We start from the raw sequence: 13,189 nt of genomic DNA on the forward strand, positions 1-13,189 counted from the left end.
AGGTAGAGCGGCATTATCAACTCCGTCGCCCCGGCGCAGGCCGGGGCCGCTGGCAGAATGGAGCGCAACTCGCGGCGAGTCAGCCAAGGATCGTGTCAAACAAATCATCCCAGTTCGGGTTGTGCTCGGAAATCAGGCGCAGCTTCCACAGCCGGGTCCAGTTCTTCAATGCCTTCTCCCGCTCAATCGCTTCGGTGATGGTTGGGTGCGGTTCGACCAATACTAAGCGCGTGCAGCCGTACTTCTTTGCGAAGGCCGAGCCGCGACCTTCGCGGTGGGCCATCATCCGCTCGGCAAGATCGGCGGTTACCCCCGTGTACAGCACGCCGAACAGCTTGTTCGTCAGGATGTAGGTGTAGCCGCCGATCATGGTGCTTCATTCGGCCAGCGGCCCCGGCCTTCGCCGGGGCGACGATACCGGGTCGTCGCCCCGGCGGAGGCCGGGGCCGCTAACCCTTCGAGCGCACGGTCTCCATGAGCCAACACCCCCTCACCCGACCAGCAACCCCTCCTTCGCGATCTTCTCCCGCCAAACCAAAGGGGCGAGCTGGTGGACGTTGTTGCCTTCCGCATCCACCGCGACGGTGACCGGGAAGTCGCGCACCTCGAATTCGTAGATCGCTTCCATGCCGAGGTCGGCGAAGCCCACCACACGGCTGCCCTTGATGGCGCGCGCGACGAGATAAGCCGCGCCGCCGACCGCCATCAGATAGGCGCTCTTGGCCTCGGCAATCGCCTCGGTCGCGGCCGGGCCGCGTTCGGCCTTGCCGACCATCGCGAGCAGGCCCTGTTCAAGCATCATGCGGGTGAACTTGTCCATGCGCGTCGCGGTCGTCGGGCCGGCGGGGCCGACCACTTCCTCGCCCACCGGGTCGACCGGGCCGACATAATAGATCACACGGCCCCTGAACTCGACCGGCAGCGGCTCACCGCGATCCAGCATGTCCTTGATCCGCTTGTGCGCAGCGTCGCGCCCGGTCAGCATCTTGCCGTTGAGCAGCAGCCGGTCGCCCTGCTTCCACCCCTGCACCACCTCCGGCGTCAGCGTGTCGAGATCGACGCGGATCGCCGCCTTGTCGGGCGTCCAGTCGACGTCGGGCCATTCGTCCAGCTTCGGCGCTTCCAGATAGACCGGCCCCGATCCGTCGAGGGTGAAATGCGCGTGGCGGGTCGCGGCGCAATTGGGGATCATCGCCACAGGCTTCGACGCGGCATGCGTCGGCCAGTCGGCGATCTTGACGTCCAGGATGGTGGACAAGCCCCCCAGCCCCTGCGCGCCGATGCCGAGCGCGTTGACCTTGTCGAAAATCTCGATGCGCAGCGCCTCGATGTCGTTCTGCGCCCCGCGCGCCTTCAGCTGCGCCATGTCGATCGCGCCCATCAGCGATTGCTTGGCGAGCAGCATCGCCTTTTCCGCCGTCCCGCCGATGCCGATGCCCAGCATCCCCGGCGGGCACCAGCCCGCGCCCATTTGCGGCAGCATTTCGAGCACCCAGTCGACGATCGAATCGCTGGGGTTCATCATCTTGAACTTGGACTTGTTCTCGCTGCCGCCGCCCTTGGCCGCGACGTCGATGCTGACGGTCGCGCCCGGCACCATTTCGACGTGAAGGACCGACGGCGTGTTGTCGCGGGTGTTGCGGCGGGTGAAGGCGGGATCGGCGAGGATCGAGGCACGCAGCTTGTTCTCGGGGTGGAGATAGGCGCGGCGCACGCCTTCATCGATCACGTCCTGAAGCGAGCGCGTGCTGTCCAACCGACAATCCTGACCCCATTTGACGAAGACGGTGACGATGCCGGTGTCCTGACAGATCGGACGATGCCCCTCCGCGCACATGCGGCTGTTGGTCAGGATCTGGGCGATCGCGTCCTTGGCTGCCGGCGACTGTTCGGCGCGATAGGCGTCGCCCAGCGCGCGGATATAATCCATCGGGTGGTAGTAGCTGATGAATTGCAGCGCGTCGGCGACGCTTTCGATGAGGTCGGATTCGCGGATGGTCACGGTCATGCGGCGGGTCCCGGCATTAGGAACGAAGGGCAGTGCGGTGCCGCAGCCCTAATCGCCCCGCCGCCATCCTCCAACCCCCGCCTTGACCGATCGCCAGCCGATTAACCACGCCTGCAAGCCATTTCGCAATCGCCGCGCCGCTAGCGGGGACAGGTGAGTATCCTGAAGCGTTTTCGCGGTCGGTCGGAGGACGAATTGCGCGCGGGCGGCATGGTCGTCAGCGCGGCCGACCGCGCGAACATCGCACTCCAGCTGGTGACGGGGTTCGAGGCACATGGCCTCGGCTGGTTCTGGCAGACCGACCGCCAGGGCAAGCTGACCTATCTGAGCGATACCGTCCGCCGGACGATCGAGGCGGCGACCGGCGAGCCGGTGATCGGCGCGACGCTCGTCAGCCTGTTCCAGATGGACGGCGACGATCCCGCGACCGAACGGACGCTGGCGTTTCACATGACGTCGCGCACCGTGTTCACCGATTATTCGGTGCGGCCGATCGCCAGCAGCGACCGGCGCTGGTCGATGTCGGGCCGCCCCTGCTTCGACGCGTTCGGCAAGTTCGAGGGCTTTGTCGGCAGCGGCAGCGACCTGACCCAGCGCCTGCACGCGGAGGAGGAGATCAAGCGGCTCGCGCTGTACGATGCGCTGACCGGCCTCGCCAATCGCCAGCGCATGCGCCTGGCGATCGACCAGACGCTGGCGCAGTCGATCCGCTCCTATCGCGCAACATCGCTGCTGCTGCTCGATCTCGATCGCTTCAAGGCGGTGAACGACACGCTGGGCCACCAGACGGGCGACGCGCTGCTGGTGCAGGTCGCGCAGCGGGTGACGCGCGCCGTCGGCGAAATGGGGCTGGTCGGCCGGCTCGGCGGCGACGAGTTCCAGGTCCTGCTGCCCGACGAGGGCAATCGCGAGGCGCTGGCCGACCTGGCTCGCACGATCATCGCGTCGCTGTCGCAACCCTATTTCATCTCGGGTTCGTCAATCAGCATCGGCTGTTCGATCGGGATCGCGGTCGCCCCCAATGACGGCGAGGATTCCGAAACGCTGACCCGCAGCGCCGACCTGGCGCTTTATGCCGCGAAGGCGGACGGGCGCGGGATGCACCATTTCTATCGCGAGGAAATGCTGTCCGACGCGCGGTCGCGGCGACAGATGGAGGACGACCTGCGCGTCGCGTTGGTCGAGAACCAGCTCTATCTGGTCTATCAGGCGATCGTCGCGACCAGCGACCACCGCATCATCGGCTATGAGGCCCTGCTGCGCTGGCGACACCCGACACGCGGCGACATCTCGCCCGTCGACTTCATTCCCGTCGCCGAGGAATCGGGGCTGATCGAAGCGATCGGCGAATGGGTGCTGCGCACGGCCACGCGCGAGGCCGCGACCTGGCCCGGCGAGGTTCGCGTCGCGGTCAACGTGTCGCCGATCCAGTTCGTCGACGCAGCGTTTCCGGCCACCGTCACCAGTGCGCTGGCGGCATCGGGGATCGCGCCCGGCCGGCTCGAGCTCGAGATCACCGAAAGCGTCTTCCTGACCGACAGCGACACGTCCGACACCATGTTCCGCCGGCTGAAGGCGCTGGGGGTCCGGCTGTCGCTCGACGATTTCGGGACGGGCTATTCCTCGCTCGGCTATCTGCGCCATGCGCCCTTCGACAAGATCAAGATTGACAAGTCGTTCGTGCGAGGATCGGCGATGGCGGGAAACCGCAACCCGGCGATCATCAAGGCGATCGTGGCGCTGGCCGAGACGCTGGGGATGGAAACGACTGCGGAAGGCGTCGAGGTGCGCGACGAGATCGACGTGATCCGGGCGCTGGGGTGCGGCCAGATCCAGGGCCATGTCTATGGCCTGCCGCTGCGCCGTGACGAGGTGGCGCGACAGCTGCGGGAAAATGGGGGCGTCGCGGTCGCGGAAGGATTCCGGATCAGCCGGGCACCACGGATGCGGATGCTTCGCTGGGCGCGGATGGAAATCGGCGGTCATGTCGGCGATGTCCGCATCCGCAACCTGTCGACATCGGGTGCGATGGTCGACGGCGTCGAACTCGCCAAGGAAGCGGTTGGCACGCCGGTCAACCTGGAGGTGATGGCCGACGCGACCATGGCCGGCGAAATCCGCTGGGCGGACGAGGGACAGGCCGGCGTCGCCTTCGCCACGCCCTTCGACATGCGTCGCCTCAACGCCCAGACCAATCCGCCGCGCGGGCGCCGCACGGGCTGAGCCTGAGGCGACGCACAGGGGCTTGATCGAGGCCGCCGCGCTTCGTACCGCACGCGTCGTGAGCCCGCCCGAGCCCCTGCCCGCCACCGATATCGAGGCTGAAGCCGAGCTGGCGCGGCTGGCCGAGCGGATCGCCTATCACAACGCGCGCTATCACGGTGACGACGCACCCGAGATCAGCGATGCGGCGTTCGATGCGCTGGTCCGCCGCAATGCCGCGATCGAGGCGGCGTTTCCGCATCTGGTGCGCAGCGATTCGCCGTCGCTGAGCGTCGGTGCGGCCCCCGCCGAGCATCTCGCCAAGGTCGCGCACAGCCGGCCGATGCTCAGCCTCGACAACGGCTTTTCGGACGAGGATGTCGCCGATTTCGTCGGGCGCGTCCGCCGTTTCCTGGCGCTGCCCGACGACGCCCCGGTGCGGCTGACCGCCGAGCCCAAGATCGACGGCCTGTCCTGCGCGCTGCGCTATGAGCGCGGTACGCTGGTGCGCGCGCTGACCCGCGGCGACGGCCAGGTGGGCGAGGACGTGACCGCCAATGTCCGCACGATTGCGGATATTCCCGCGACGCTGGCCGGCGCCCCGGACGTGTTCGAGGTGCGCGGCGAAGTCTATATGGAGAAGGCCGCCTTTGCCGCGCTGAACCGGCAACTGGCTGCGGCGGCAGAGACGACCGGCAAGCCGGCACGCCAGTTCGCCAATCCCCGCAATGCCGCCGCCGGATCGCTGCGCCAGAAGGACGCCGGCGTCACCGCATCGCGGCCGTTGCGCTTCCTGGCGCATGGCTGGGGCGAGGCGAGCCGGGTGCCGGGCGAAACCCAGGGCGAGGTGGTCGCCGCATTGCGCGGCTTTGGCTTCGGGGTCGCCGACGCCTTCGCCGTCACCGACGACATCGACGGCGCGCTTGCGGTCTATCGCGCGATCGAGCGCGCGCGCGCCGACCTGCCCTTCGACATCGACGGTGTGGTGTACAAGGTCGACCGGCTCGACTGGCAGGCGCGGCTTGGCTTCGTCGGACGCGCGCCGCGCTGGGCGCTGGCGCACAAATTCCCGGCCGAGCGCGCCGAAACGACGCTGCGCGCGATCGACATCCAGGTCGGCCGCACCGGCAAGCTGACCCCGGTCGCGCGGCTGGAACCGGTGACGGTCGGCGGCGTCGTCGTGACCAACGCGACGCTGCACAATGCCGACGAGATTGCCCGGCTGGGCGTGCGCCCCGGCGACCGCGTCGTCGTGCAGCGCGCGGGCGACGTCATTCCCCAGATCGTCGAGAACCTGACCCGCGAGGTCGCGCGGGCGGCATGGACCTTCCCCGCCGCCTGCCCCGAATGCGGGTCGGACGCGGTCGCCGAGGCGGGCGAAGTCGACATCCGCTGCACCGGCGGGCTCATCTGTCCCGCCCAGCGCGTCGAACGCCTGCGCCATTTCGTCAGCCGCGCCGCGATGGACATCGAGGGGATGGGCGGGGTCACTATCGAGACCTTCTTCCGCGACGGCCTGGTCCATTCGCCCGCCGACATCTTCCGCCTGCACGCACAGCGCGACGTGCTGCTGGGCCGCGAACGCTGGGCGGAGACGTCGGTCGACAATCTGCTCGCCGCGATCGAGGCAAAGCGCCGGCCCGATCCGGTGCGCTTTCTGTTCGGGCTGGGCATCCGCCATGTCGGCCAGGTCACTGCGCGCGACCTGCTGAAAGCCTTCGGGACGGTCGAGGCGGTCGCTGCCGTCGCCCGCGACCCCGATCGCCGCGGCGAGATCGAGGCGATCGACGGCATCGGCCCCAGCGTCGCGCAGGCGCTGAGCGACTTCTTCGCCGAGCCGCACAATGTCGCGGTGTGGGACGACCTGCTGACCCAGGTCAAGCCGAACGCGTTCGTCCACGCGGTCGCGCAGTCGGAGGTAACCGGCAAGACCGTCGTCTTCACCGGCACCCTCGAAACGCTGAGTCGCGACGAGGCCAAGGCCCAGGCCGAAGCGCTGGGCGCGCGGGTCAGCGGATCGGTGTCGGCAAAGACCGACCTGGTCGTCGCCGGTCCCGGCGCGGGATCGAAGCTCAAAAAAGCCGCCGAATTCGGGGTTCAGGTGATCGACGAAGCCGCCTGGGCCGCGATTGTCGCGGCGGCACGCGCCTGACGCCCGGCACGATACCGTCCGCGGGCGGTGATGCTATTTTGCAACGCAGCATGACCGACATTGCGGACTCGTCAAAGCTGTAACTCATCTGACACATTCCGCGCGCAGGGGCCGCGTTAACGGAATCAAAACCGGCCGGTTGAGCCGGTTCTTTCAAAAACCAAGGGGTTTTCGATGCGACATCATCTGCTTTTCGGCGCAGCTGCGGCTGCCCTGGTCGTTCCCGTAGCGGCCTATGCCCAGGACACCACGTCATCGATCCGCGGCCAGGTCGTGATCGAAGGCGCGCCCGCGGCCAATGCGGAGGTGACGATCACGCACCTGCCCTCGAACACGACCAGCACCGCGACGACCGACGAAGGCGGCAACTTCAATGCCTCCGGCCTTCGCGTCGGCGGCCCCTTCACCATCACTGCGCGGACGGCCGAGGGCCAGACGGGCGAAGTGTCCGACGTCTTCCTGACCGCGGGCCAGGTGTCGCGCGTGAACGTCGAGCTCGCGACCGCGGACATCGTCATCACCGGCTCGCGGATCGCGCGCGTGCAGAGCAACGGCCCGCTCACGACGCTGAACCGTGAGGACATTGACGGCATCGCGACGGTCAACCGCGACATTCGCGACATCGTTCGTCGCGATCCGTTCGCGACCATCGACCTGTCCAACTCGCGGACCATCGAAATCGCCGGCCAGAACGGCCGCCTCAACCGCTTCTCGGTCGACGGCGTACAGTTTTCCGACGACTTCGGCCTGAACAATGGCGGTCTGCCCACCAGCCGCGGCCCGGTGCCGTTCGACGCGATCGAACAGCTGTCGGTCAAGGTCGCGCCGTACGACATTTCCGAAGGCGACTTCCAGGGCGGCGCGATCAACGTCATCCTGCGTTCGGGCACCAACGAATTTTCGGGCTCGGGTTTCTTCACCTACACCGACCAGAGCCTGACCGGCTCGCGCAGCCGCGGCCGCGACATCGCGTTGGAGTTTGATTCGAAGCAATATGGCGGCCTGATCAGCGGTCCGATCATCAAGGACAAGCTGTTCTTCATGTTCGCCTATGAGCGGCTGGATGAGAAGGATCCGTTCGACGACGGCGTCGGCCCGGGGTTCGCGAACCAGGTTCCGGGCATCACGCTCGCCAATGTCGATCAGGTCTCGTCGATCGCGCAGTCGGTCTACAATTACGACACCCAGGGCCTGATCCAGAACGCGGTCGAGAGCGACGAGAAGTTCGCCGGCAAGCTCGACTGGAACATCAGCAATGATCACCGCGCGTCGCTGACATATATCCGCAACGTCGGCACGCAGCAGCTCCAGCAGAACGTCGTCCTGACCGCCCCCCAGGCGCTGGGCCTGCAGTCGAACGGCTATGAGCTGCGCGAAGAGGTCAATTCGGGTGTCTTCCAGCTCAATTCGACCTGGTCGGACAATTTCTCGACCGAGTTCCGCGCCAGCTATCGCGACTATAACCGTAACCAGGATCCGTTCGGCGGCCGCGACATCGGCCAGTTCGAAGTCTGCCTCGATCCGACGTCGGTCGGCTCGGCGACAGTTTGCAACGGCTCGCGTCTGTTCTTCGGTCCGGACATCAGCCGCCACGCCAACTCGCTGCGCCAGGAAAACCTGTCGCTCGATTTCACCGCCCGCGCGACGCTGGGCGATCACACCATCCGCGCGCTGTTCGGCTATACCGACATCTCGACCTTCAACCTGTTCCTGCAGCGGTCGCTGGGCGACATCTATTTCGACTCGATCGCGTCGTTCCAGGCGCGCCGTGCCGATCGCCTTCGCCTTGCCGGTGCGGTGCCGAGCCTCGATTCGGACGACGCCGCCGCGCGCTTCTCGACCCAGTCGTACACGATCGGGTTCCAGGACGACTGGCAGATCACGCCCGATTTCCAGCTGACCTATGGTGCGCGCTACGACCTGTTCAACAATCCCGAACGCCCGCAGCTGAACACCAACTTCACCGGCCGCCTCGGCTTTCCCAACAGCTTCACGTTCACCGGTCGCGGCGTGCTCCAGCCGCGCATCGGCTTCAACTGGCAGGCGACCGATCGCCTGATCATTCGCGGCGGCGCGGGCATCTTCGGCGGCGGCACGCCCGACGTGTTCCTGTCGAACAGCTTTTCCAACACGGGCCAGCTGACCAACCTGGTCGACATCACGCGCGCCAATTGCGCGGCTTCCGGCACCTGCGGCGCGCTGGATGGCGTGACCGGCACCAGCTACCCGGCGTCGCTGACCAACTTCCTGGTCAACAACACGGCGTCGCTCGCGCTGGCACCGGTCAATGCGATCGATCCGGACCTGGAACTGGCATCGCAGCTGCGCGCGACCCTGTCGGCCAGCTATGAAGCCGATCTCGGCCCGCTCGGTGACGGCTGGCTGTTCGGCGCCGACTTCCTCTACGGCAATATCGTCAATGCCTATCAGTGGACGGACCGGCGCTCGGTGCCGATCGGCACGCTTCCGGACGGCCGCACCCGCTATGGCCCCTTGAACGGCATCGCGACGACCAACCAGGACCTGGTGATGACCAATTCGACCGGCGGACGCTCGTTTATCGGCGTCGCGCGGGTCAGCAAGGCCTGGGATTTCGGCCTGACCGTCGATGCGAGCTACACCCGCTCCGACGTCACCGACGTCAATGCGATCACCTCGGCGACGGCGGGTTCGCTCTACAGCAACAACGCGTTCGTGGACCCGAACATCCCGGCGGAAGGCACCTCGATCTATCAGATCAAGGACCAGTACAAATTCTCGATCGATTACAACCATGCCTTCTTCGGCGACTACAAGACGCGCGTCAGCCTGTTCGGCGAATATCGCTCGGGTCGGCCGTATAGCCTGACCATGATCGATCGCGGCACCGGGCGTTTGCCGGTGTTCGGAACCGTCGGCAACGGTTCGCGCGTCCTGCTTTACGTGCCCCAGCTCAACGATCCCCGCGTCGTATTCGACTCGGCGGCGACCGAGACCGCGTTCAACAATCTGGTCGACCAGTTCGGGCTGAAGCGCGGCGCGGTGGTGCGCAAGAACAGCGAGCAGTCGCCCGACTTCTTCAAGGTCGACCTGCACGTCGGTCAGGAAATTCCGACCTTCATCGGAAAGAGCCGGATCGAGGTCTATGCGGACATCGAAAACGTCCTCAACCTGATCGACTCGGACTGGGGCTCGCTGCGCCAGGTGGCGTTCCCGCAGACCGCGGCGGCGGTCACCGTCGAGTGCGCGGCGCTCAGCGGCGGCAACTGCACCCAGTATCGCTACTCGCGCGTCGAGCAGCCGAACGTCCAGCTGGTGACGCGTCCGTCGCTGTATCAGATCCGTCTGGGCGCGCGTTTCCGCTTCTGACACGCCGCAAGGCCGAACGAAACGACAGCCGCCGCCCCAGCAATGGGGCGGCGGTTTTCGCTGGTGCCGTGTCCTTTGGTGCGCGGGCGTGGGGCTCAGGCCGCCGCCGGCGCGCTCACCTTCGCGTACATGCTGTTGATCGGGCGCGCAAAGACGCGGCGCACCATCGGCTCGAAAAACACGAGCGGCTCGCTCGCATAATCGGGATCGAACGCGGCCTGGTCATAGAGATGGCAGAACTCGGCACAGGCGTCGTAATGCGCGCTGCCGCGGAACCGCTCGCGCAGGTCGCGGTCCATGCCGAGGTGGTGGAAATAATAATAGCCCTGGAACGCGCCATGGTTCTGCGCAATCCAGTGCAGTTCCTCCGACACAAAGGGCTTGAGGATCGCGGCGGCGATTTCGGGATGGTTGTAGCTGCCGAGCGTGTCGCCGATGTCGTGGAGCAGCGCCATCACGACGTAATCCTCGCCCCGCCCGTCGCGATGCGCGCGGGTCGCGGTCTGCAGCGAATGGGTCAGCCGGTCGACCGGAAAGCCGCCATAGTCGCCGTCGAGCAGCCGGAGATGCGCGAGCACGCGGTCGGCGAGCCCGTCGGCAAAGTCGCGAAAATGCCCGGCAATGATCGCCCAGTCCTCAGCCGTCCCCTCGGTCATGGCCCGAAACTGTGCGCGCGCCTGATCGGCGTGGGGATGATCGGTCATCCGGCTCGTCCTTTCCATCATCGTGTCGTGACGCCAGCCTATGCCGGTTTGCCGCAATCGTTAAGCCGGGATATGTGAGAGGGCACTGCGCCGACCCGAAAGACCGCACGCCCGCCCATGACCTCCGCCCTGCTCTCCCGGCCGTTTTTCGAGGACAAATCCCGCGCCTTCTGGATCCTGCAGGCGGCGGGCTGGAGCGGCTACCTCATCCTGCGCGCGGTTTCGCTGCTCGGCAACAACCCGTCGATCGAGCCGGCGGTGGCGGCGATCATCGAGGCGATCGTCGGCTATTGCCTGACGCTGCTCATGTCGGTGCTCTACGGCTATTCGCGCAAGCTGCCGCGGTTCCAGAGCATCGCGCTGACGATCGCGACGCTGGCGGCGGCGACCGTCCTCTATGCGTTCATCGACGCCTTCATCTTCTCGTTCATCCGCACCGGCACGCCGGAGATCACGCTGCGCTTCTTCCTCGGCGTGCTGTTCCTCACCTTCACCGTGCTGGCGGGGTGGTCGGCGCTGTATTTCGGGATCAACTTCTACCTGATCGTCGAACGGCAGATCGACCAGATGCAGCTGCTGGAAAGCCAGGCGTCGACCGCGCAGCTGGCGATGCTGCGCTATCAGCTCAACCCCCATTTCCTCTTCAACACGCTCAACTCGATCTCGACGCTGGTGCTGCTCAAGCAGACCGAGCGCGCCAATGCGATGCTCAGCCGGCTGTCCTCGTTCCTGCGCTACACGCTCGCCAACGAACCGACCGCACAGGTGACGCTGGCACAGGAAGTCGAGACGCTGAAACTCTATCTCGATATCGAGAAGATGCGCTTCGACGAGCGGCTGCGCACGAGCTTCGACATCGACGCGCGCACCGTGAAGGCGCGCCTGCCGTCGCTGCTGCTGCAACCGCTGGTCGAGAACGCGATCAAATATGCCGTGACGCCGCTGGAGGAGGGTGCGGATATCGCGGTCGCCGCACGGTTGAACGGAGACAGGGTGCAGATCATCGTGTCCGACACCGGTCCGGGCTTGAACGAACGCGCGCGTCGGCCAAGCCTGTCTACGGGCGTGGGTCTGGCCAATACGAGGGAGCGGTTGGCACAGGCGTTCGGTCCCGATCACCGTTTCGAAGCACGATCGAACCCGGGCGGCGGGTTCCGCGTTGAAATCGAGATACCGTTCCAGGTTGAAGAACCCAACCGCGAGGCAGCATGACCATCCGTACCATCCTAGTCGACGACGAACCCCTGGCGATCCAGGGACTGGAGCTCCGGCTGCAGGAGCATGAGGACGTCGAGATCATCGACAAATGCGTCAACGGTCGCGAGGCGATCCGCGCGATCAAGACCCACAAGCCCGATCTGGTGTTCCTCGACATCCAGATGCCGGGGTTCGACGGCTTTTCGGTGGTCCAGGGGCTGATGGAGGTCGAACCGCCGCTGTTCGTCTTCGTGACCGCCTATTCCGACCATGCCATCCGCGCGTTCGAGGCGCAGGCGGTCGACTATCTGCTCAAGCCGGTCGAGGAGGCGCGGCTTGCCGACACGCTGGACCGCGTGCGCCAGCGCCTGTCGGAAAAGCGCGGCCAGGCCGAGGTCGAGAAGCTCAAGGAAGTGCTGGCCGAGGTCGCGCCCGAAGCTGCCGAGGAATTCGCCGATGCGGGTACCGACCCGGTGACGTCCAGCCGGTTCGAGCGGCTGATCAACATCAAGGACCGCGGCCAGATTTTCCGCGTCGACGTCGACACGATCGAACGCATCGACGCGGCGGGCGATTACATGTGCATCTATACCGCCGACAACACGCTGATCCTGCGCGAAACGATGAAGGACCTGGAAAAGCGCCTCGATCCCCGTCGTTTCCAGCGCGTGCACCGGTCGACGATCGTCAATCTCGACTTGGTCAAGCAGGTCAAGCCGCACACCAACGGCGAATGTTTCCTGGTGCTCGATTCGGGCGCGCAGGTGAAGGTCAGCCGCTCCTATCGCGACGTCGTGGCGCGCTTCGTCCATTGATCGCAGACCGCTGGATGCGACCCGTCGATCATATGGCTGACCGGGGCGTTTCGGATGCGCCACGATCCGGGATCGCGGCGGCAACCGCGGCACATCGCGGATGACTGAGCTGTGGACGCGCACCGCGCTGGCCCGTGACCTGGCCGCGCTCGGGCTGGGTGCGAGCGACACGGTCGAGGTGCATGTCGGGCTGCGCGCCGTCGGGCCGATCCTGGGCGGGCCGGACACGCTGATCGGCGCGATCCGCGACACGATCGGCGATGGCGGCACGCTGCTGGTCGCCACCGACTGGAACGGAGACTATCAGGAGAGCCTGACGGCCGAGGACGGCAGCGTACCCGCGCAATGGCGGGATCATGTGCCCCCCTTCGATCCGCTCACGTCGCGGTCGATGCGCGAAAATGGCGCCTTCGCCGAATTCGTCCGGACGACTCCGGGCGCCAGGCGCAGCGGCAATCCGAATTGCAGCATGGCCGCCATCGGCGCGCGCGCCGCGTGGCTCACCGATGGGCAACCGCTCGACTATGGCTATGGCCCCGGGTCGCCGCTCGCCCGGCTGGTCGAGGCGCAGGGACGCGCATTATTGATCGGCGCACCGGGCCAATCGCTGACCCTTCTGCACCACGCCGAACATCTCGCCGACATTCCCGACAAGCGTACCTTCCGGGTCGAAATCCCGTTTCGCAACCCGGATGGCGGCACATCATGGCTGTCAATCGGCGTCCAATCGGGACCCCCTATCGGCGCGCAAAAGGGACCCCCT

At 66.3% G+C, this 13,189-nt stretch carries 9 protein-coding genes; 6 read left to right on the forward strand and 3 right to left on the reverse strand.

Annotation, left to right across the window (positions count from 1 at the left end; genetic code table 11):
• Window positions 1-79: 79 nt before the first annotated feature.
• Both AX709_RS03555 and AX709_RS03560 read right to left on the reverse strand, forming a co-directional pair.
• Window positions 80-370 carry a GIY-YIG nuclease family protein gene (locus AX709_RS03555; protein ID WP_066546879.1) on the reverse strand — a complete coding sequence of 97 codons (291 nt, stop codon included), beginning with the start codon at window positions 368-370 and terminating at the stop codon, window positions 80-82.
• A gap of 120 nt (window positions 371-490) precedes the next feature.
• Window positions 491-2,008, reverse strand: coding sequence for a fumarate hydratase (locus AX709_RS03560; RefSeq protein WP_066546882.1), 1,518 nt, complete (start codon window positions 2,006-2,008; stop codon window positions 491-493).
• Window positions 2,009-2,218: 210 nt separating this feature from the next.
• Here AX709_RS03560 and AX709_RS03565 point away from each other — a divergent pair, with 210 nt between their 5' ends.
• The 3 genes from AX709_RS03565 to AX709_RS03575 all read left to right on the forward strand — a co-directional run bounded on the left by AX709_RS03565 (window position 2,219) and on the right by AX709_RS03575 (window position 9,710).
• Window positions 2,219-4,231 carry an EAL domain-containing protein gene (locus AX709_RS03565; RefSeq protein ID WP_082731610.1) on the forward strand — a complete coding sequence of 671 codons (2,013 nt, stop codon included), beginning with the start codon at window positions 2,219-2,221 and terminating at the stop codon, window positions 4,229-4,231.
• A 76-nt stretch (window positions 4,232-4,307) separates the two neighbouring features.
• On the forward strand, window positions 4,308-6,362 hold the full coding sequence (ligA, locus tag AX709_RS03570; RefSeq protein WP_066546897.1) for an NAD-dependent DNA ligase LigA: 2,055 nt from the start codon (window positions 4,308-4,310) through the stop codon (window positions 6,360-6,362).
• Window positions 6,363-6,536: 174 nt separating this feature from the next.
• Window positions 6,537-9,710: a TonB-dependent receptor gene (locus AX709_RS03575; protein WP_066546888.1), complete on the forward strand. Its 3,174-nt coding sequence runs from the start codon at window positions 6,537-6,539 to the stop codon at window positions 9,708-9,710.
• Between the two features lie 95 nt (window positions 9,711-9,805).
• Here the strand turns inward: AX709_RS03575 and AX709_RS03580 are convergent, their stop codons facing one another.
• Window positions 9,806-10,414: an HD domain-containing protein gene (locus tag AX709_RS03580; RefSeq protein ID WP_066546901.1), complete on the reverse strand. Its 609-nt coding sequence runs from the start codon at window positions 10,412-10,414 to the stop codon at window positions 9,806-9,808.
• Window positions 10,415-10,531: 117 nt separating this feature from the next.
• On the opposite strand from AX709_RS03580, the gene AX709_RS03585 reads away from it, so the two are divergent.
• From AX709_RS03585 to aac(3), 3 genes are all read left to right on the forward strand, one after another.
• Window positions 10,532-11,626 carry a sensor histidine kinase gene (locus AX709_RS03585; protein WP_066480416.1) on the forward strand — a complete coding sequence of 365 codons (1,095 nt, stop codon included), beginning with the start codon at window positions 10,532-10,534 and terminating at the stop codon, window positions 11,624-11,626.
• The gene (locus AX709_RS03590; RefSeq protein ID WP_066480415.1) at window positions 11,623-12,426 is read left to right on the forward strand and encodes a LytR/AlgR family response regulator transcription factor; all 804 of its coding nucleotides are present in this window, start codon (window positions 11,623-11,625) and stop codon (window positions 12,424-12,426) included. The genes AX709_RS03585 and AX709_RS03590 overlap by 4 nt, the downstream gene beginning before the upstream one ends.
• Before the next feature lie 100 nt (window positions 12,427-12,526).
• The coding region (gene aac(3) / locus AX709_RS03595; protein ID WP_066546894.1) for an aminoglycoside 3-N-acetyltransferase at window positions 12,527-13,189 on the forward strand (663 nt) is incomplete at its 3' end.

This window comes from Sphingomonas sp. CCH15-F11, assembly GCF_001557005.1.
Lineage (GTDB): Bacteria > Pseudomonadota > Alphaproteobacteria > Sphingomonadales > Sphingomonadaceae > Sphingomonas.

Excerpts from the sequence above, each read along its gene's own strand:
- AX709_RS03575 (WP_066546888.1), top strand. The coding sequence starts at position 6,537 with ATGCGACATCATCTGCTTTTCGGCGCAGCTGCGGCTGCCCTGGTCGTT.
- AX709_RS03560 (WP_066546882.1), bottom strand. The coding sequence starts at position 2,008 with ATGACCGTGACCATCCGCGAATCCGACCTCATCGAAAGCGTCGCCGAC.
- AX709_RS03555 (WP_066546879.1), bottom strand. The coding sequence starts at position 370 with ATGATCGGCGGCTACACCTACATCCTGACGAACAAGCTGTTCGGCGTG.
- AX709_RS03585 (WP_066480416.1), top strand. The coding sequence starts at position 10,532 with ATGACCTCCGCCCTGCTCTCCCGGCCGTTTTTCGAGGACAAATCCCGC.
- AX709_RS03590 (WP_066480415.1), top strand. The coding sequence starts at position 11,623 with ATGACCATCCGTACCATCCTAGTCGACGACGAACCCCTGGCGATCCAG.
- AX709_RS03565 (WP_082731610.1), top strand. The coding sequence starts at position 2,219 with ATGGTCGTCAGCGCGGCCGACCGCGCGAACATCGCACTCCAGCTGGTG.
- AX709_RS03580 (WP_066546901.1), bottom strand. The coding sequence starts at position 10,414 with ATGACCGATCATCCCCACGCCGATCAGGCGCGCGCACAGTTTCGGGCC.